We start from the raw sequence: 20,118 nt of genomic DNA, 5'->3' as shown, positions 1-20,118 counted from the left end.
GTCAGGCAACAATGCCGTATGCACCTCGATCACGTTTCCTTCGCCGTCGGCGCTGACGGCCTTGCCGGCACGACGGCCAAGCTCGAAGAGCTGCTGGGTGCCACCTTCGTCAACGGCGGCGCGCACCCCCGTTTCGGCACGCGCAACATGATCCTGCCGCTCGACAACCAGCAGTACCTCGAGGTCGTCGAAGTCCTCGACCACCCTGCTGCCGACAAGGCCGCATTCGGCCAGGCCGTACGCCAGCGCTCCGACGCCGGCGGTGGCTGGCTCGGCTGGTGCCTCGCCGTCGACGACATGAGCGAGGTCGAGAAGCGCATGGGCCGCCACGCCGTGCCGGGCAACCGGCGCCGTCCGGACGGCTTCAACCTCGAGTGGCGCCAGATCGGCACCAGCGGGATGAAGTCCGACCCGCAGCTGCCGTTCGTCATCAGCTGGGACATCGACATGTCCGAGCACCCGTCGACCGCCGCCGACACCGGCATCAGCCTCACTGCGCTCGAGATCGCCGGCGACCCGCAGCGACTCGCGACCTACCTCGGCGAGCCCGCGGTGGAGGCACTCGAGCAGATCGAGGTCCGCTGGGTCGCCCCGCACGGCACCCCCGGCATCCTCGCGGCCGAGTTCGCGACCGCGGCCGGCACCGTACGCGTCTGAGTCCTCAGACCTCGGCAAGCACTCCTTGGTGTGTCGCTCGCCAGTGCGCCACCGTGCTCGCCCACTGCAGCACCCGGAGCGGTCCGTCTCCCAGCCTGCGCTGCTGCTCCTGATCGACCATCGCGTCCAGAAGGACCGGGTGCAGGATCTCCTGCACCTGCGGATCTGCATGGATCTGTTCGGCGATCCAGGCGAACGCCGTCGCGGTCCGCTCGGTCCGGGGACTGCGGGCAGTGGTCTTGGGCAACCCATCGTTGGTCGAGGGCAGCGCAGCAGTCCTCGGATCGAGATGTGCCATGACCTCGCGAAGGAAGTTGCCGTCTCGCTTGCGTTCAGTCGGCACGCGAAGCGCCGCTCCGATGAAGTCCCCCGCGACCATCGGCAGCAGCACCGCAACCTCTGGACCGAAATGGCGAAGGGGCGCGATCGAGATCAACCGGTTGGTCCGGCCGGCGAGAACCCGCATCGTCACGGAGGACGGGTGTCCGTCCCACAGCCGACCTTCACGCCGGGAGCTCTCTCTCGTCGTCGTCCGCCAGCGATCTGCCCAGGGCTCGGCAAGAACGTTGTCAGCCGCGACACGCGCACCACCGAAGCACCTGAACAGGAGCTCCTCGGCAACCGCCGGGTTCGGGGCATCCAGGACAGCCTCTGTTCCAAACCGGTTCCGCAGGAGGAGGTCACCACCAAGCCCGTCGAACACCGGCCGGCCGGCTCTCGCGACCGCCGTCCCGAGTGGAGCCATCCACGTGTGCATCCACGACTGGTGCTCCATACGCAGCAGCGCTGCGGGGCGATGCACCGTCCAGCTCTCGGCGGCCTGCGAGACGACCCTCTGCTTCAGGCGAAGCGCCTTCGCGACACCTGCCGACATGAGGAGGTCATCGTCGAAACCGTTGTCCGGGGAGATGGTCCAGGCGAGAGGCCTCCTTGCGCCGTTCCTTGCCAGGGCCATGGCGATGACGCGCGAGTCCCACCCACCGCTGAGGGCGATCGCAGTCGCCTCACCATTTCTTCCCGGAAGCTGATCACGTAGCGCAGCAGCCAGCGCGGCTGACGACAGCTCCGGCCCATTGCCTTCTGCCCATGGGGGCAGCTCGGTCTCGATCGTCTGGCTTGCGCCAGCACGCACCACGGACTGGCCAAACCTGAGCCGACGGATCTCGGAAAAGCCCGTCGCATCCCCGATCATGCCGCCGAACGCAAGGTGCTCACCCCAGGCGTCCCAGTCGGTCGTCAGGAGCGCATCGGCGATCCCTGTCAGGGGTGTGATGCGGTTGGCGAAGTAGGTGGTTTCGCCAACCTCACGTATGAAGACGTCATGCATCCCCAAGCCATCGGTGTGGAGGCGTACGGAGTCGACCTCGACCCACAATCCCGCCGCACCACGATCGTGTGCCGCCCCACGCCAGTTCGCCGGTATGGACGGATCGGGCCGCGCGTTGCCCCAGGTCCAGGCTCGACCGCCGGCACAGACCAGGTCTGGGGCCGCCGATGAGGCGAAGGCAAACGTCGGCCCGGACTCCAACGTCGGCAGAGCGACAGGAGCGGATGTGATCAACCGCTGCCACACCGCCGGGTCTGGCGGACCCACCGCGCCGCAGACGAAGGAATAGGCGCCGAACCGTTCAGGTCTCGACGCGGGTACCGGCGGGCGCACCGCCGCAGATTAGCGCTTGCGGGCCCGCAACATCAGTGAAACGCCAGGTAATTTGCCGGTCGGCAAGTAGCGCTCGGCGCCCACGATCGCGTGCAGCACCCGGTTGAGCGGTTTCGACACCGCTTCGATGTCGCTGCCGGAGTTGGACTCACGGCCGCGCTTCCAGGCGATCGCGGGGCGCAGTATGACGTTCCACGACTTGACCTTCTCGATGTCGAATCCGGCGTCCTCGAACAACGTCGTCAGCGACTCGCGCGTGTAGCGACGCAGGTGGCTCACGGCGTCGTCGTGCTCGCTCCACAGCTTGGGGTCCGCCGGCACGGCGATCAGCACCCGGCCACCGGGCTTGAGCACCCGAAGCATCTCGCGGGCCACGGCGGCGTCGTCCTCGATGTGCTCGAGCACGTCGTACGAGACCGCGAGGTCGAACGTCGACGACGGCAACGGGAGCAGCGTGGCATCCCCGCGGACCACGTTGATGTCGCGCTCCTTGGCCATCTCGGCGCCCGACTCGTCGTACTCGAGGGCGTATGCCTGCCAGCCGAGATCGACCAGCACGCTGGTGTTGCGACCGGCTGCGGCACCGATGTCGATCGCCTTGCCGGGGGTCACCCGTCGGAGCTCGCGGGCGATCAAAGCCCGCCTCTCGCGGAACCACCAGTGGCTCTCTTCGATGACAGCCATCTGCTTTATCTCGACGGGATCCATGGAGAGAACTCTAGTGCTCAGACGAGGGCGGCCAGACGGCCGTCGGCGAGCTGACGCACCAGGTCGTCATAGACCAGCGCGACGCCGGTCTCGAGCAGCGTGGCTTGTCCAGCGACGCCGACCTGGTCGGAGGTCCGCAGGCGCAGGTCCAGAAAGTACGGACCTCCGGCGAGACGGTGCATGACGGGGAACGTACGTCCGGTGACCTGCTCGACGATCGAGATCAGCTCGGCGATGCTCGCGGCCCGCCCCGAGCTGACGACCCGCCGGGTGGCGCCGAGTCGGGCACCCGTCATGCGATGCAGGTCGGCGACCACGAAGCGTGCCGCGTCATCGACGTAGATGTAGTCGCGCAAGGTGGGCAGTGGCGCGAAGATCGTCGCCGGACGGCCCAGCAGCGCGCTGAGCCCGAGCTGGGTGATCAGGCCCTGCTGCTTGAACAGGTCCTGGCCCGGCCCGTACGCGTTGGACAGCCGTCCGATCGTCACGGGCAGCAGCGAGGCCACGGTGTCGACGGCGCGCTGCTCCTGGGCGAGCTTCATGCGCCCGTACGCGTTGAGCGGCCGGGGCGGAGTCGCCGGGCCGAACGGTGGTTGCGACGAACCCGCATAGACGCCACCGGCCGACGACACGAGATAGAAGCCACCGCGGCCCGTGGGCAGGTTGGCGGCCAGACTCGCGCAGAACGAGTCGAAGAGCTCCAGCTCGAGGTCGAGGGACTCCTGGCTGGTGAGCATCACCCCGGCGCCGGCGGCCCAGACGATGCCCCATTCGTCGTCACCGGTCCAGTCGGCGAACCGGTCCAGCTCTGCGCCCAGCACGTCGGCGGCTTCGGCTGTGCCCCACGGGACCGGGGCCGCTGCGAACACGTCGAGGCCCGGGCTGCGGGCCACAGCCGAACCGACGAGACCGCCGGCGCCGATGACCCAGGCCTTGAGCGTCACTTGGAGTCGGTCGCGCCCGGGAACGCCGTCTGGGGATCGGCGACGACGAGATAGCTCGTACGACCCATCGACCGGGCCGCGATCATCCCGAGGTACTCCGCGATCACACCGAGCGAGAGCAGGATCAGGCCACCGCCGACGAGGCCGCCGACCATGACGGTCGTCCAGCCCTGCACGTGCACGTCACCCGTCGCCTTCTGGATCACGTAGAAGATGCCGAGGGCGAAACCGAGGAAGGCCGAGATCACGCCGACACCGGAGATGACGCGCAGCGGCTTGGTGCCCGATGACAGCACGAGGCGCCAGAAGTGTGAGGCGAGGCGGCGAGGGGTGTAGCTGGTGGCCGGGCGGCCCTCGGTGCGCATCGGCACGTCGGCACTGGTCACGGTCGGCACGACCCAGGCCAGCGCGACGTCGAGATAGACGCCGGGGCCGATCGACGCGGCGACGACCCGGCCCACGCCTCCGGCCATGAGCCGGTAGCTGTGGAAGTCGACGTCGACGGTCGCATTGCCGATGAGCCATTTGAAGACCCGCTTGGCCGTACGCGATGCGAGGTTGCGCAGGAAGCTGTGCGGCGGCCGGTTGGACGGGTTGGCGTAGACGAGCTGGGAGCGGGTCTCGTAGGCGCGGTCGAGCATCGCGCCGATGTAGGCGGGATCGTGCTGGCCGTCCTCGTCCATCGTGACGACCCAGTCGGACCCGGTGGCGAGGATGCCGGCGCACGTCGCGGGATGCTGGCCGAAGTTGCGCGACAGCCACACCGGCCTGACCCACGAGTGCTCGGCCGCGAGCTCGCGGATGAGCTCGTCGCTGGCGTCCTTGCCGTGGTCCCAGGCGAGCACGACGGAATCGACGACGTACGTCAGACCGCCCCCCGTCTGCTGGGGCGTCGTCAGGGCGGCGAGCTCGTCGACCAGGGCGCCCAGTGTCGCCTGCCCGTTGTAGACGGGAACCACCACGGACACCGAGATCGGCGTCGAGACTTCGTCAGTGGTCACAGGTGCCTTCTCGGTGAGGGTCGCGGTCGACTCCGAACAATATCCCAGCGTGAGGCGACGGACTCAACTCGCGCTCTGGCAGGCCGACAGCGCCTCCTGCGAAGAACGGGTGGGCCGCCACAGGACCTGCCGTACGGGGTCGGCAAATCCGGCGACGCCGGGTGCGGTGTCCCACGAGCCGGCGACCTCATAGTCGTCGGCGAGAGTTGCGCCGAACGGAACGAGTACCGACTCCGAGAGGCTCCGGGCGCCGCTGAACTCGGTGAGGATCCAGGATGTCGAGACGTCCTTGCACCCTGACAGCTCGAGCGACTCGATGGCGAGCTCGTCGCTGCCGGGATAGCCACCGATCATCCACGCCTGCCCGATCGGTTCGGCGTCGAGTGCGTACAGGAGGCCTGGCGACTTCCCCGTGAGGTCGATCATGGGCGTGCCGGGCTCGAACCCGGCATCGCGGGCGACCCGGGACGCCTCACGTACGTAGGCGGCGACGCCGGGGCCAAGATGGATCGTCGACGAGCCGATCCCGGTCGCGATGGTCTGGTCCGCGAGCGGGTCGAGCTGACGGTAGGGATCGCCTGCTGCCAGGAGCGCCACGATCGCCACCTGGCTGACGATCCCGACCGCCGCCAAAGCCGGCAGTGAACGCCTGCCGACCGCGACCACGCCAGCCAGCACCCACAGCACGGCAGCGCTGCCGCCGACCTGCCAGTAGTTGCCGTTGGACCCGAACGCGTACGCCAGCGGCAGCAGCAGGAGCGTGACGGCGAGCGCCGCACGCCTGAGGTCGAGGACGAGTAGTGCCGCTGCCGGGATGGCGAGGAACAGCAGCGCGCGTTGCGGGTTGGTGCCGAGTACCTCGGCGACGTGGCCGTACACCGCGAGGACCGCAACTGCCGCAAGGGCGACCACGATCACCGCCGCGGTGAGGCGCCTGGCGTACGCAACGGCGACGACGATCCCGGCGAATGCCAACGCCAGCAGGAGCAGTCGCTCGCCCGGCTCGATCGCATCGATGCGCACCGCCGCGGACACGTCATGTCGAGCGTCGAGGAGCTTCATCTGGTCGGCACCGTCCGCGGTGCGCTGCCAGAACTCCACCAGCGATCCGTCGATCGCGAGTGCGCAGGCCGCGAGCGTTCCGACGGCCACGGCCCCCACGACAAGCGCGCCCCGCCAGCGGAACGTACGCATCGCGAAGAGGCAGAGCAGCACGAGCGCGGCGAGTGCCAACGCGGTCGTCGGCTTGGCCAGCAGGGCGATCACACCTCCCAGCCCGATCAACGCCCACGCCCACCAGCGCTCCTCGACCAGGGCGACCCCGAGCATCGTGACCATCACCCCCTGCAGCGCCAGGCTGTTGTAGCTGGGCGTGATGACCCAGATGGCGAAGATCATCATCGAGGCCGTGGCGACGGCGGCCGAGATCGCGAGCCGCTGCGCGCGTACGTCGACGAGCTTGCGCAGCAACACGTACGCGAGCAGCCAGGCCAGCCCGAATGTCAGCACCACGTTGGCCTGGCGCAGCCGGACGATGTCGGATCCGAGGAGCTCGAACAGCGGATGGTAGACGAAGCCGAACTGTGTGGCACCGGCCGAGTAGAGGCCCGGATCCGCGATCGACACGACGTAGTAGCCCTCATCGGTGAAGTCGAATCCACGGGTGCACGCGACGAGCATCACGCCCACGATCACGGCGCTGACCACGGCCGAGGCGGCAGACAGAACTCGCTGCAACCGGACCGAATCCACCCGGCGAGTCTAGTGAGTCACCTGGTGTCGGCGTATGGCATCTGTGACATCCGCCGACGGCACCCGGATCGCGTACGACGACCTCGGCGACGGCCCGGCGGTGATCGTTCTCGCCGGCGCCACGTGCACTCGCGGGGTGACGCGCCCGTTGGCTGATGCCCTCGCCGCGCGGTGCCGCGTGATCAACGTCGACCGCCGCGGTCGCGGTGAGAGCGACGATGCGAGTCAGCACCCGCCCTATCTCGTCGAGCGCGAGGTCGAGGACATCGCAGCCCTGATCGAGGCGGTCGGCGGGCACGCCTCGCTCTACGGCCACTCCTCGGGTGCGGCCCTCGCGATGAACGCGGCAGCGCGCGGACTCTCAATCGACCGTGTCGTCATGCACGATGCGCCCTACAACCTCGCCGGCGGTGAACAGGCCGGTGTCGACTGGCACGCCCGGTTGCACACCTTGCTCGCCGAGGACCGACCGAGCGACGCAATGGTGGAGTTCATGAAGCTGGTCGGCGTGCCGGAGCAGGTCGTGACAGGCATGCAGCAGGGTCTGGGCTGGGCGACGATGACCGAGGTGGCGCCGACCCTCGCGTACGACTCGGCCGCCATGGGCGACGAGCACGGCGGAGTCGTGCCGATCGACCTGCTGGCCCGCGTCACGGCACCGACCCTCGTGCTGGTCGGTGGGGCCGATCACGGGTTCATGATCGATGTTGCCCGACAGCTGGTCGAGGCGCTGCCGAACGGCGCCCTCGATCACATGGTCGGGGCTGGTCACGACGTCGCCGGGGACATCGTCGCCGAACGCATCGCGCCGTTCCTCACGACCTGAGCAGTATCGCCGCAGACTATGCTCGTCCCGACATCGTGGAACGCGACGGGATGAAATGAAGATCAAAGCGGGCGGGGAACAGGCGTCCCGCGCAGAACGAGTCGGCGTCGCCTCGTCTGCGCTCATCCTCGTTGTGTGGGCACTGTGGCGCACACAGTTCGGGGCCGACCGAGGCGACGGCGCCCATTCTGTCGTTATGGCGATCCGCCTCGCCGACGGTGCTGTGCCATTCGTCGACGAGATGAACGCACAGGCCACCGGGTCGTTCCTCGCCGTACCGTTCACCTGGTTGTGGGTCCACGTCGTAGGCCTCGACGGCATCGTTCTTGCCTCCCGATTGTTCTTCGTGGCGTTGTCAGCGGCCGCCTGTTACATCGCCTACCGCGCGTTGCGCCCCAGCTTCCGGCCCTGGGTCGCCTTCACGATTCCCGCCGCGGCCCTGGTACCGACCAGCTTCAACCTCATGCTGGTCAACTACACAACTGCTCCGAGCATCACATTGGTGGTCGCCACAGCGGCCGCACATGCGGCGATCGTCCGGCATTCTGGTCGATGGGCGGCAGTGTCAGGAGCCTCCGCAGCAATTGCGGGGTTCTCCCATCCTGCCGCGATCCCGCCTGCTGCGCTGTTGCTCGTCATCTGCTTCGTGGTCGCTCGCGACCGGCGTGTCCGCCTTCTGCTATCTGTCGGCGCGGCTGCCGTCGTACTTGTGGCATTTGCCTGGCTGGTAGTCGTCGTCGGAGTGTCCAACGTCCGGGACACACTCACCTACACGTCGGACTACCAAGCAGTGAGGCCGCACCCAGTCGAACGCATCAAGGTCTTCCTACGGACCTTCGAGAACGGTTTGGTCTCATGGCGCTACCTACCGATGTGGATCCTTGCCGTGATGGCTCTTGTGCCGAGGATCGGCGAGCGCGTGCGAGCAACTCTCCTGGTAGCAGTGGTCGTTGCCGCGGCGGTGCCGTCGCTTCTCCTATCAGGTGCAACCGATCTGCCGCCATTTCCGTTCGGCCGGTACAGCGGTGTTTACGCGACGATCGTGATGATTGTGTTGCTTGTCCCCGTGGCTGTCGAGGGGTTCCGGTCGCGCGACGGCCACGTGCGGACCCTATTGGTCCTAGCCCTCCCACCGGCGTTGCTCTCCCTCCCGGTGACAGCCGCCGTGAGCTCGGCCTCCCCCCTCTGGGGAGTCGCCGTCCTAGGTCTTGCGCCCGCCTTCGGGGCGATTGTGGCGATGCCAGCCATACTGGCGCCACATCGAACGCAAGCAGTCGCGGCTTGCTTCGTGGGGGTTTCCCTCGTTGCCGCCATGGGCGTGCAGACCTTGTTCTCTTTCCGCGATCCGGCACCGTGGAACACAACCACGCGAATCACAGCGGGCGCGTACGCCGGAATTCGTACGACCTCCGAGCACGCCACCTTGGCCGAGACCGAGCGCAGAGTGATCCGACGTTGGTCGGGGCCCGACGACAGCGTGTTCGCCTACGGAAGCGTGAGCGCGTATTTGTATGTACGCGGCCGGATCGACACCAACATCATCTGGATGCCAACGGACGGTCCCAGCACCCAGTTCACCATCGACTTCTTCGAACGCACGGACGATTTCCCAGACGTTGTGTTCATCAGCGAGGGCGGTACCCGCGTGGCAGACCTCGGGGAGCAACAATGGAGGGCCGATCAGCCTTTGGTCGACTACTTCTACGCTCACTACGACAAGGTCGATATCGGCGAGCACTACCTGATCTTTCGCAAGCGCGCCAACGGTTGAACGGTTTCGTCAGAGGTCTCGCCTAGCGTGTGGGCATGGCGACGACCAAGACCGCTCGACCGGCCTACCGCTGCGTCGACTGCGGCTGGACCACGAGCAAATGGGTCGGCCGGTGTGGTGAGTGCCAGGCCTGGGGCACGGTCGACATCGCCGCCCCCGCCCGTACGGGCCGCACCCAGGCGGCGCCCGTCACCTCACCCGCCATCCCGATCAGCGAGGTCACGATCGAGTCGGCACGGTCGGAGACCTCCGGCATCGGCGAGCTCGATCGCGTGCTCGGCGGCGGCGTCGTGCCCGGCGCGGTCCTCCTGCTGGCGGGTGAGCCCGGTGTCGGCAAGTCGACACTGCTGCTCGAGGTCGCCGCACGGTGGGCGCGCGCCGGCCGCCGCACGCTCTACGTCTCGGGCGAGGAGTCAGCGGCGCAGGTGCGGCTCCGCGCCGAACGTACCGGCGCCGTCCACGACCTCCTCTACCTCGCCGCCGAGACCGACCTCGGCGGCCTCCTCACCCACGTCGAGCAGGTCAGGCCCGGGCTCCTGATCGTCGACTCGGTGCAGACGATCGGCTCGGCCGACGTCGAGGGCGTGCCCGGTGGTGTCACCCAGGTGCGCGAGGTCGCGTCAGCCGTCATCCAGCGCGCCAAGCACGACAACATCGCCACCCTGCTCGTCGGACACGTCACCAAGGACGGGTCGGTTGCCGGTCCGCGCGTCCTCGAGCACCTGGTCGACGTCGTGCTGCAGTTCGAGGGCGATCGCAGCTCCCGGCTGCGGCTGCTGCGTGCCGTCAAGAACCGCTTCGGGCCGGTCGACGAGATCGGCTGCTTCGACCTGACGGGCGACGGCATCGTCGAGGTGCCCGACCCGACCGGCCTGTTCCTGTCGCGGCACGAGACGCCGGTGCCCGGCACCTGCGTCACCGTCACGATGGAGGGCCGTCGACCGCTCCTCGCGGAGGTGCAGGCGCTCAGCGTCGAGACGTCCAACCCGTCGCCACGGCGTACGTCCAGCGGGCTCGACTCCTCCCGCGTCGCGATGATCCTCGCCGTGCTCACCAAGCACTGCCACATCGACCTGTCCCGCCACGACGTCTACACCGCGACGGTCGGCGGTGCCCGGCTGACCGATCCGTCGGTCGACCTGGCCGTCGCGATCGCCACGGCATCCGCGCACAACGGCAAGGCTGCTCCCGCCGACCTGGTCGCGTTCGGCGAGGTGGGTCTGGCCGGCGAGGTGCGCAAGGTCAGCAACCTCACGGTCCGGCTGCGGGAGGCCGAACGCATCGGCTTCACGCGTGCCGTCGTGCCCGCCGGGTCCGAGGGCATCGGCGACTTCACCGGGTCGATGAAGATCTCCGCCGTCCAGACCATTGCCGAGGCGGTCAGCTGCCTCGATTCGCCTCCGCCTTACTGAGGTCGCCTAGACTGTCGTGGACTCAGGTGAGGGGGTGAAGGACGAGATGGCAACTCCGGCAGAGCGCGGCGCCGACAAGGCAGACTCCGCAGCGCGGCTGCGTGCCACGCTGGCGTCCGTCGCGCCCGGCACCGACCTGCGTGAAGGACTCGAGCGCATCCTGCGCGGACGCACCGGCGCCCTCATCGTCGTCGGCTTCGACCGCCAGATCGAGGCGATCTCGACCGGCGGCTTCCGCCTCGACGTGCCCTTCACCGCCACCGGCCTGCGCGAGCTCGCCAAGATGGACGGCGCGATCATCCTCGACAAGGACGCCAGCCGCATCCTGATGGCCGGCGTGCATCTGATGCCCGACCCGTCGATCTTCACCGAGGAGTCCGGCACCCGCCACCGTACGGCCGACCGGGTCGCCCGGCAGACCAGCGTTCCCGTCATCTCGGTGTCGGCGTCGATGCACATCATCGCGCTCTACCAGGACGATCTCCGCCGCGTGCTGGAGGAGACCGCAGCGGTCCTCGGGCGCGCCAACCAGGCTCTCCAGACGCTCGAGCGCTACCGCAACCGCCTCGACGAGGTGTCCGATGCGCTGTCGGCCCTCGAGATCGAGGACCTCGTCACGGTCCGCGACGTGGCTGCGGTCGCGCAGCGCCTCGAGATGGTCAGTCGCATCGCGGGGGAGATCGACACGTACGTGCTGGAGCTCGGCACCGACGGTCGACTACTGGCCCTCCAGCTCGAGGAGCTCATCGGCGGCGTCGACGCCGAGCGCGAGCTGATCATCCGCGACTACATGCCCACCGGACGGCGCGCGCGTACGACCGAGGCCGTCCTCGCGGCGCTCGCCGACATCCCATCCCCTGAGCTGGTCGACCTCGGCACCGTCGCGCAGGCCCTGCGCATCGGCTCGGTCGACACGCTCGACAGCCCGCTGGCACCTCGCGGCTACCGGCTCCTCGCCCGCATCCCCCGGTTGCCGGCGACCGTGGTCGACGGACTCATCGAGCACTTCGGCTCGCTGCAGAAGCTGCTGGCCGCCAGCATGGAGGACCTGCAGATCGTCGAGGGCGTCGGCGACCTCCGCGCCCGAGGCGTCCGCGAGGGCCTGTCGCGCCTCGCCGAGTCCAGCATCCTCGAACGCTACGTCTGACCCGTCACTCGTCCGGTGGCTTGGTCGATGTCTTCGGCGTCGGGGTCTTCGACGGGGTCGGGGTGGCGGTCGCAGTGGGCTTGGGTGCCGGACTGAGCGTGAACGTGGTCTTGCCCGGCTCGCCGCCGAGCGTGCCGACCTGGATCGTGTACTTGCCCGGCGTCGCGAAGCCCTCGCCCGCGGCGCACTTGCTGCCCGATCCGCGTCCCGACCACGTGGTCAGCGCCAGGGTCGACCAGCCCGGTGAGATCGCCACCGGAGCGCTCAGGAGCGAGGTCTTGCAGACCGTCGAGTCCCAGACGGCGACCTTGTTGGCGCTGATGACGACCAGCAGGTCGGCCGCTCCCGGGGTCAATGAGCACGCCTTGGTCTCGGTCGAGCTGACGACCAGACCGATCGACACCGGCGCCTTGGCCTGCTGACCCGACTTGACCGTCGGCGTCACCCGGACCTTCTCGGGGTCGCAGGTGCTGGTGCCGCTCGTCAGGTTGACCGACAGCACGCCGTCGGTCGGCGCGGGTAGGGGCGTCGCCTTCACGGTGGCGGTGGCAGTCGGCTTCGGATCGGCCTTCGGATCGTCTCCGCCGCCGAGCACCTTCAGGCCCACCCAGACCACGGCGATCAGGGCAGCCAGCACCAGGAGTCGTCGGCGCCAATAGATCTCGGCGGGCAACCGTCGCTGGCTCACGCTCTGAGGTTAATCGGCTGGGACGCCGTGCGAGGATCGACTCGCCATGACACCGGACACCACCGAGCTGCACGACAGCATCATCAGCTGGTTCGACGCCCACCGCCGCGACCTCCCTTGGCGCGGCGACGCATCGCCGTGGGGCGTCATGGTCTCGGAGTTCATGCTGCAGCAGACACCCGTGTCACGGGTCCTGCCGGTGTATGAGGCGTGGATCGAGCGCTGGCCCACACCGCGAGCCCTGGCAGCGGCCAGCACCGGAGAGGCCGTACGCATGTGGGGCCGACTCGGCTATCCCCGTCGCGCCCTGCGCCTGCACGCCGCCGCCACCGCAATCGTCGCCGACCACGGCGGCGAGGTGCCCTTGGGGTACGCCGAGCTCCTCGCGCTGCCCGGCGTCGGCGACTACACCGCCGCTGCCGTCGCCTCGTTCGCCTTCCAGCAGCGCCATGCCGTGCTCGACACCAACGTGCGCAGGGTGCTGGCACGCATCGTGTCGGGCGAGCAGTTCCCGGCACCGTCGGTGACGGCTGCCGAACGTACGCTGGCGGCATCCCTGCTGCCCGAGCACGACGCCCACCGCTGGGCGATCGCGACGATGGAGCTCGGAGCGCTGGTCTGCACCGCGCGGGCGCCGCGGTGCGACGCCTGCCCGGTCGTCGACACATGTCGGTGGCGAGCGGCCGGCTACCCCGCGTACGACGGACCAGCCCGGAGGGGTCAGGCGTGGAAGGGTACGGATCGCCAGTGCCGCGGCCGACTCATGGCGGTGCTGCGCGACTCCCCCGTGCCGGTGCCGAAGGTCCAGCTCGACCTGGTCTGGCCCGACGCGATACAACGTGAGCGCGCCCTCGACGGGCTGGTCGCGGACGGACTCGTCGAGCCGCTCGACGACGACCTCTACCGGCTCCCGACATGACAAGAGCCCCTGACCCGAAGGTCAGGGGCTCTTGCTGAGAACTACTCGGCTGCGGCCTCGACGGCTGGCGGCGTGGTGACTTCCGTGAGCTCGAGGTCGGCCTTGGCGCGACCCTCGAACGTGAAGACCGCTTCGGCGCCTTCACCCTCGACGCCCACCAGCACCAGCTGACCGGCGCGCAGGTCGCCGTACAGCAGCTTCTCGGCCATGACGTCCTCGATCTCGCGCTGGACGGTACGACGCAACGGACGCGCACCGAGCACCGGATCGAAGCCACGCGTGGAGAGCAGCTCCTTGGCCTCGGTCGTCAACTCGATGCTCATGTCCTTCTCGGCCATGCGCTTCTCGAGCGAGTCGATCATCATGTCGACCATCTGCAGGATCTCGTCCTGGGTCAACGGCGGGAAGACGATGATCTCGTCGACACGGTTGAGGAACTCAGGACGGAAGTGCTGCTTGAGCTCGATCGAGACGCGTTCCTTCATCTTGTTGTAGGAACCCGCGGTGTCGCCGGCCTGGCTGAAGCCAAGGTTGACGCCCTTGGAGATCTCACGCGCACCGAGGTTGGTGGTCATGATGACGACCGAGTTCTTGAAGTTGACGACTCGGCCCTGACCGTCGGTGAGGTGGCCCTCCTCGAGGATCTGCAACAGCGAGTTGAAGATGTCGGGGTGTGCCTTCTCGATCTCGTCGAACAGCACGACGGAGAACGGCTTGCGGCGGACCTTCTCGGTCAGCTGACCGCCCTCTTCGTAGCCGACGTAGCCCGGAGGCGAGCCGAAGAGGCGCGAGACGGTGTGCTTCTCGCTGTACTCCGACATGTCGAGCTGGATGAGGGAGTCCTCGTCGCCGAACAGGAAGTTGGCGAGCGCCTTGGACAGCCACGTCTTGCCGACACCCGAGGGCCCGGCGAAGATGAACGATCCGCCGGGACGCTTGGGGTCCTTGAGGCCGGCCCGCGTACGACGGATCGCCCGCGACAGCGCCTTGATGGCCTCGTCCTGGCCGATGACCCGCTTGTGGAGCTCTTCCTCCATGTTGAGCAGGCGGCTGGACTCTTCTTCGCTGAGCTGGCCGACGGGGATGCCGGTGGCCTTGGCGAGGACCTCGGCGATCAGGTGCTCGTCGACGACCGCGACGGTGTCGAGGTCACCCGACTTCCACTGCTTCTCGCGCTCGCCCTTGGCGGTGATGAGCTTCTTTTCCTCGTCGCGCAACGCGGCGGCGGCCTCGAAGTCCTGGGCGTCGATGGCGCCTTCCTTGCGGCGGCGGACATCGGTGATCTTGTCGTCGAACTCACGCAGCTCCGGCGGCGTCGCCATGCGGCGGATGCGCAGGCGGGCTCCGGCCTCGTCGATCAGGTCGATCGCCTTGTCGGGCAGGAAGCGGTCGGAGACATAGCGGTCGCCCATCGTGGCCGCGGCGACCAGCGCCTCGTCGGTGATGGAGACGCGGTGGTGCGCCTCGTAGCGATCGCGCAGGCCCTTGAGGATCTCGACCGTGTCGACGACGGACGGCTCGTCGACCAGGATCGGCTGGAAGCGGCGGTTGAGCGCAGCGTCCTTCTCGAAGTGCTTGCGGTATTCGTCGAGCGTCGTCGCACCGATCGTCTGCAGCTCACCACGAGCCAGCATCGGCTTGAGGATGCTGGCGGCGTCGATCGCGCCTTCAGCGGCACCTGCGCCGACGAGCGTGTGGATCTCGTCGATGAACAAGATGATGTCGCCGCGGGTGCGGATCTCCTTGAGGACCTTCTTGAGGCGCTCCTCGAAGTCACCGCGGTAGCGCGAGCCGGCGACGAGTGCGCCGAGGTCGAGCGTGTAGATCTGCTTGTCGCGCAGCGTCTCGGGCACGTCGCCGCGGACGATGTCCTGGGCGAGGCTCTCGACGACGGCGGTCTTGCCGACGCCGGGCTCACCGACGAGGACAGGGTTGTTCTTGGTGCGGCGCGACAGCGTCTGCATGACGCGCTCGGCCTCGTCGTCGCGTCCGATGACCGGGTCGAGCTTGCCCTCGCGGGCAGCCTGCGTCAGGTTGCGGCCGAACTGGTCGAGGACGGCGGACGTGCTGGGCGCGCTCTCGGTCTGGCCGCCGGCCTGCTCGGCTTCCTTGCCCTGGAAGCCGGAGACGAGCTGGATGACCTGCTGGCGCACGCGGTTGAGGTCGGCGCCGAGCTTGACGAGGACCTGGGCGGCAACGCCCTCACCCTCGCGGATGAGGCCGAGCAGGATGTGCTCGGTGCCGATGTAGTTGTGTCCGAGCTGGAGCGCCTCGCGGAGGCTGAGCTCGAGGACCTTCTTGGCGCGCGGCGTGAAGGGAATGTGGCCGCTGGGAGCCTGCTGGCCCTGGCCGATGATGTCTTCGACCTGGCCGCGTACGGCCTCCAGCGAGATGTCGAGGCTCTCGAGCGCCTTGGCAGCGACACCCTCACCCTCATGGATCAGGCCGAGGAGGATGTGCTCCGTGCCGATGTAGTTGTGGCTGAGCATGCGTGCCTCTTCTTGGGCAAGCACGACCACGCGACGAGCACGGTCAGTGAATCTTTCGAACATGGGCGTCCCCCTCTGCTGGACTATCAGTTCAGTTTAGTCGGGTATGGGAAACGGCGAGCCGAATGTCCATATACGTCACTCAACCTTCACCCGGAGGCCGGTGTTCCGGCGTTCGCTGTGGGCGGAACCGGCGTCGAGGTCGGCGTCGTACGCGACCGGACCAGCCCGACGGCATACGACCAGGCCCGCTCGAGGACAACACCGAAAACGATGCCGACGACCAGCGCGAACCACGGGTTGACGTCGATCAGGCCTGGAGTGGTCTGGAAGTGGCTGACGAAGATGAACAGCGTGGCACCCGCGATCAGGCCGAGCGGCCGGATCACGAACCGCGGGACCGGGATGAGCGGGACCCAGATCACGACCATCAGCCCGACGAGCAGCACGATCTCGCGCGACAGGTCCTGGAAGAAGCCGAACGTCGAGGCTGCCGCGACGACGGACAGGGCGAGGCGGCCGGCGTGCCCCTTCAGCAGCGCGGCGACCCAGCCGATCGCGAAGCACCAGGCGATCGCGGGGATGTCGTACTCGTGGTGCTGCCAGAAGTCGGCGTGCCACCCGGTGTAGGCGAGACGCATGACGCAGGTCAGCACCAGCACGGTCGAGGCGAGCAGGAGCTGGTTGCGGCGCTGCAGCCGGTCGACGTACGGGACGGCCAGCAGCAGGATCACGAACACCTGGATCCAGAAGTAGTCCTCGGCGAACCACAGGCGCCGGGCGTAGTCGTCGGTGAACCCGGTGAACCCGCTGCTCAGCAGGATCGAGCGGTAGTCGTACGCCCCGAACAGCACCGTGACGGCGATGATCCACGCCATGGCCGGCGCCATGACGGTCAGCAACGAGCGCCAGCGCGAGCGCCACAGCTTGGTCCGGCTCGACTCGCTGCGCTGGAACCGGGCGAAGTTGTAGCCCGCGACGCCGAGCAGCACGTGTGCCGTGCCGGTCAGCACATAGACGTGCGTGTGGTTCATGACGATGAGGATGATCGCGACGGCACGCAGGATGATCGTCGAGTCAAGCATCGACCACGAGGCCCGCGCGCGAGTCGTGCCGGCGAGCTCGGCGATCGTGCGGTGCTGCCAGCCGGGCGACGTGTCGACCCCGAGGTCACCCAGTCGCACCGACAGCTCGACATAGCTGAGCGAGTCGCCCGAGAGCGAGGTAAACGTGTCCGCCGCCGTGGCGTCGGGTCGGTGGAGGACCAGTGCGTACGCGTGGCGCACCGCCTCCTCGGGCGAACGCCGCTGCTTGACGGCCTTCGGCACCACCACGGCCTCCTGGGCGAGCTGGCGCAGCCGGCCGTGGTCGGGCTTGCCGACGGTCGTCATCGGCATCCGGTCGATGCTGCGCACCGCGATGGCGTGTCGGGGCAGGCCGGTGATGTCGGAGACGGCATCGAGCACGTGCTCGCCGGAGATCGCGAACACCGTGATCCCCGGCTCGGCGTCGACACACGCCGCCTTGATGCCCCGCGACGCGAGCGCCTTCTCGACGTGCACCAGGTCGATCCTCAGGCCGAACACCTTGGCGATGCGGCTACGGCGGCCCATCCAGCGATAGAGGCCGTCGTCGCCGAGCCGGGCGAGGTCACCGCTGTGGAGCTCGTCGACCAGCGAACCCAACGCCAGGTCGGACGCCCTCTCGGCGTAGCCCATCATCACGTTGTCGCCGCGGTAGACGATCTCGCCGACACCGGGCTCGTCGACGTCTGTCACGGGGTCGAGCCGGATCTGTCCGCCGGGAATCGCGACACCGATCGCGTCCGGAGCGGCCTCGACCATCGCTGGCGGCACGTACGTCATGCGTGACGTGGCTTCGGTGGCGCCGTACATCGAGAAGACGACGAAACCGCGCTCCTTGCCGATCTCGACCCACCGGCTGACCCGCTCCGGCGGGGAGTGGCCGCCGGACATCGTCACGTAGCGGACCGAGTCGGGAAGCTCAAAGCCTCCGGCCTGCTCGATGAGCTCGAACGTGTAGGGCACGCCGGAGATCGAGGTGACCCGATGGCGCTCGGCGAGCTCCCAGAAGCACGGATCCGTGACGGAGTAGTCGGTCAGCACGATGCTCGCCCCGGCCGCCAGGTGGGAGGTGAGGATCGACAACCCGTACCCGTAGAACACCGGCAGGCTGGTGATCGCGCGATCTGCGGGAGTCAGCTCGAGGTACTCGGCGATGGCATCCGTGTTGGCCTCGACGGCGCGGTGACGGAGCCGCACGAGCTTGCTCGATCCGGTGGATCCCGAGGTCAGCAGGAGGACACCGAGATCGGGGTGCATCGGCGGCGGGTTGCCTCGCAGGGTGGTCCCGTCCGGAGTGACCACGACATCGGGCTGGTAGACGTCGGTGAGATGAGCGACCAGAGCCGGGTCAGAGGCGGGCGCCATGATCACGGGGTGGTCGTTCCGCAACGCGGCCACCTGCGCCACGACCGTGTCGACCGAGCTGACGCAGGCGATCAGGACGAGGTGTCGCCCGGAACCCCACGAGGCAGCGGCGGCGTCGGCGGCCGCGGCGAGCTGGGCGTACGAGAGGTTGCCGTCCTCGGAGAGCAGCGCCGGCGCGTCGCCGAGCCGCCCGAGGTCGCCGAGGTACGAGCTCACGGACGTCGGTCTATTCGGCGCGCGACAGCGGGAACAGGATGGCTTCGCGGATGCCGATACCGAGCAGCAGCATCACCAGGCGGTCGACACCGAGCCCCATGCCGCCGGCGGGAGGCATACCGAACTCGAGAGCCCGCAGGAAGTCCTCGTCGACGTCCATCGCCTCGGGGTCACCTGCCGCGGCGAGGCGTGACTGCTCCTCGAGCCGTTCGCGCTGGATCACCGGGTCGTTGAGCTCGGAGTAGGCAGGAGCAAGCTCGACGCCGTTGATGATGAGGTCCCAGGCCTCGACGAGCCCCGGCTTGGTGCGGTGCTTCTTGGCCAGGGGTCGTACGGACTCGGGGTAGTCGCAGACGAACGTCGGCTGGATCAGGGTGTGCTCGACGAGCTTCTCGAACAGCTCGAGCACGATCTCGCCGGGGCCCCAGTGGTCCTGGAGCGCGACCTCGTGCTGGGCCGCGAGCGCCTTGAGGTCGGCCTCCGGCGTGTCGTTGTCGACCGTGGTGCCGGTCGCCTCGGAGACGAGCTCGTGGATCGTCGCCCGTCGCCACTGCGCCTCAAGGTCGATCTCGGTGCCGTCGCGTCCCGGCACGACCGTGCGCCCGACGGCACGGGCCGCGTTGACCACCAGGTCACGGGTCAGCTCGGCCATGGTGTCGTACGAGCCGTAGGCCTCGTAGGCCTCCAGCATCAGGAACTCGACGTTGTGGGTGTTGTCGACGCCCTCGTTGCGGAACGTCTTGCCGATCTCGTAGACGCGGTCGACGCCACCGACCAGGGCGCGCTTGAGGTGCAGCTCGATCGCGATGCGCAGCAGCATGTCCTCGTCGAACGCGTTGGTGTGCGTCTCGAACGGCCGGGCCGCGGCGCCGCCGTTGGTGTGCTGGAGCGTGGGGGTGTCGACCTCGACGTACTCACGCTCGTCCAGTGTGGCACGAAGCGACTGCAGGACCTTGGCCTTCACGCGCACGTTCTCGCGTGCCTCGGGTCGCACGATCAGGTCGACGTAGCGCATGCGGCTTCGCGCCTCGTCCGAGAGCGGGTTGTGCTCGTTGGGCAACGGTCGCACGGTCTTGGCAGCGATCTGCCACGACGTTGCCTGTACGGAGAGCTCGCCGCGACGGCTGGTGATGATCTCGCCGGTGACGGCGAGGTGGTCGCCGATGTCGACCAGCGACTTGAACGCCGCGAGGCGCTCCTCACCGATCAGGTCGAGCGACAGCATGGCCTGCAGCTCGGTGCCATCGCCCTCACGCAGGCGTACGAAGCAGAGCTTGCCGGTGTTGCGGAGGAAGATGACGCGGCCGGTGATCGATGCGATGTCGCCGGTCTGCACGTCGGGACCGAGTGCCTCGGCGTCATAGGCGGTGACGATCTGCTTGAGCGTGTGGGTGCGATCGACCACGACGGGATAGGGGTCCTCGCCGGCGTCGAGCAGCTGCTGGCGCTTGTTGCGGCGCACGAGCATCTGCTCGGGC

The 20,118-nt window shown here is 68.3% G+C and carries 15 protein-coding genes; 6 read left to right on the top strand and 9 right to left on the bottom strand.

The window, feature by feature from the left end:
* The first annotated feature begins 18 nt into the window (after nt 1-18).
* Nucleotides 19-657: a VOC family protein gene (locus ABD683_RS10540; protein WP_344769766.1), complete on the top strand. Its 639-nt coding sequence runs from the start codon at nt 19-21 to the stop codon at nt 655-657.
* Between the two features lie 4 nt (nt 658-661).
* On the opposite strand, the gene ABD683_RS10535 is transcribed toward ABD683_RS10540, so the two are convergent.
* The 5 genes from ABD683_RS10535 to ABD683_RS10515 all read right to left on the bottom strand — a co-directional run bounded on the left by ABD683_RS10535 (nt 662) and on the right by ABD683_RS10515 (nt 6,722).
* Nucleotides 662-2,317, bottom strand: a complete 1,656-nt coding sequence (locus ABD683_RS10535) for an asparagine synthase C-terminal domain-containing protein (protein ID WP_344769764.1) — start codon at nt 2,315-2,317, stop codon at nt 662-664.
* Nucleotides 2,318-2,326: 9 nt separating this feature from the next.
* On the bottom strand, nt 2,327-3,025 hold the full coding sequence (locus ABD683_RS10530) for a class I SAM-dependent methyltransferase (RefSeq protein WP_344769762.1): 699 nt from the start codon (nt 3,023-3,025) through the stop codon (nt 2,327-2,329).
* 17 nt (nt 3,026-3,042) lie between these two features.
* Nucleotides 3,043-3,969, bottom strand: a complete 927-nt coding sequence (locus tag ABD683_RS10525; RefSeq protein ID WP_344769760.1) for an NAD-dependent epimerase/dehydratase family protein — start codon at nt 3,967-3,969, stop codon at nt 3,043-3,045.
* Nucleotides 3,966-4,970: a glycosyltransferase gene (locus tag ABD683_RS10520; RefSeq protein WP_344769758.1), complete on the bottom strand. Its 1,005-nt coding sequence runs from the start codon at nt 4,968-4,970 to the stop codon at nt 3,966-3,968. Before ABD683_RS10520 ends, ABD683_RS10525 begins: the two co-directional genes overlap by 4 nt.
* 63 nt (nt 4,971-5,033) lie before the next feature.
* Nucleotides 5,034-6,722 (bottom strand): hypothetical protein, encoded by a 1,689-nt coding sequence (locus ABD683_RS10515; protein WP_344769756.1) that lies wholly within the window; start codon nt 6,720-6,722, stop codon nt 5,034-5,036.
* A 34-nt stretch (nt 6,723-6,756) separates the two neighbouring features.
* Here ABD683_RS10515 and ABD683_RS10510 point away from each other — a divergent pair, with 34 nt between their 5' ends.
* From ABD683_RS10510 to disA, 4 genes are read left to right on the top strand one after another with little or no spacing between them, the layout of a single operon-like run.
* Nucleotides 6,757-7,548 carry an alpha/beta fold hydrolase gene (locus tag ABD683_RS10510; RefSeq protein WP_344769755.1) on the top strand — a complete coding sequence of 264 codons (792 nt, stop codon included), beginning with the start codon at nt 6,757-6,759 and terminating at the stop codon, nt 7,546-7,548.
* 55 nt (nt 7,549-7,603) lie between these two features.
* A complete protein-coding gene (locus tag ABD683_RS10505) occupies nt 7,604-9,319 on the top strand; it encodes a hypothetical protein (protein WP_344769753.1) in 1,716 nt (571 codons plus the stop codon).
* Nucleotides 9,320-9,354: 35 nt separating this feature from the next.
* On the top strand, nt 9,355-10,731 hold the full coding sequence (gene radA / locus ABD683_RS10500; protein WP_344769752.1) for a DNA repair protein RadA: 1,377 nt from the start codon (nt 9,355-9,357) through the stop codon (nt 10,729-10,731).
* 46 nt (nt 10,732-10,777) lie between these two features.
* A complete protein-coding gene (gene disA, locus ABD683_RS10495) occupies nt 10,778-11,878 on the top strand; it encodes a DNA integrity scanning diadenylate cyclase DisA (protein WP_344771588.1) in 1,101 nt (366 codons plus the stop codon).
* Between the two features lie 4 nt (nt 11,879-11,882).
* Here the strand turns inward: disA and ABD683_RS10490 are convergent, their stop codons facing one another.
* Nucleotides 11,883-12,566: a hypothetical protein gene (locus tag ABD683_RS10490; protein ID WP_344769750.1), complete on the bottom strand. Its 684-nt coding sequence runs from the start codon at nt 12,564-12,566 to the stop codon at nt 11,883-11,885.
* A 46-nt stretch (nt 12,567-12,612) separates the two neighbouring features.
* Between ABD683_RS10490 and ABD683_RS10485 the strand changes: the two genes are divergently transcribed.
* A complete protein-coding gene (locus ABD683_RS10485; RefSeq protein WP_344769749.1) occupies nt 12,613-13,485 on the top strand; it encodes an HhH-GPD family protein in 873 nt (290 codons plus the stop codon).
* Between the two features lie 41 nt (nt 13,486-13,526).
* Here the strand turns inward: ABD683_RS10485 and ABD683_RS10480 are convergent, their stop codons facing one another.
* The 3 genes from ABD683_RS10480 to lysS all read right to left on the bottom strand — a co-directional run bounded on the left by ABD683_RS10480 (nt 13,527) and on the right by lysS (nt 20,108).
* Entirely contained in the window at nt 13,527-16,037 is a 2,511-nt protein-coding gene (locus ABD683_RS10480; protein WP_344769748.1) for an ATP-dependent Clp protease ATP-binding subunit, read from the bottom strand.
* An 86-nt stretch (nt 16,038-16,123) separates the two neighbouring features.
* Nucleotides 16,124-18,640: an AMP-binding protein gene (locus ABD683_RS10475; RefSeq protein ID WP_344769746.1), complete on the bottom strand. Its 2,517-nt coding sequence runs from the start codon at nt 18,638-18,640 to the stop codon at nt 16,124-16,126.
* A gap of 10 nt (nt 18,641-18,650) precedes the next feature.
* A complete protein-coding gene (lysS, locus tag ABD683_RS10470) occupies nt 18,651-20,108 on the bottom strand; it encodes a lysine--tRNA ligase (protein WP_344771587.1) in 1,458 nt (485 codons plus the stop codon).
* Nucleotides 20,109-20,118: the final 10 nt, after the last annotated feature.

This window comes from Aeromicrobium panaciterrae (genome assembly GCF_039537165.1).
Classification (GTDB): Bacteria; Actinomycetota; Actinomycetes; order Propionibacteriales; family Nocardioidaceae; genus Aeromicrobium; species Aeromicrobium panaciterrae.
This window is presented reverse-complemented; position numbering and strand designations above follow the sequence as displayed.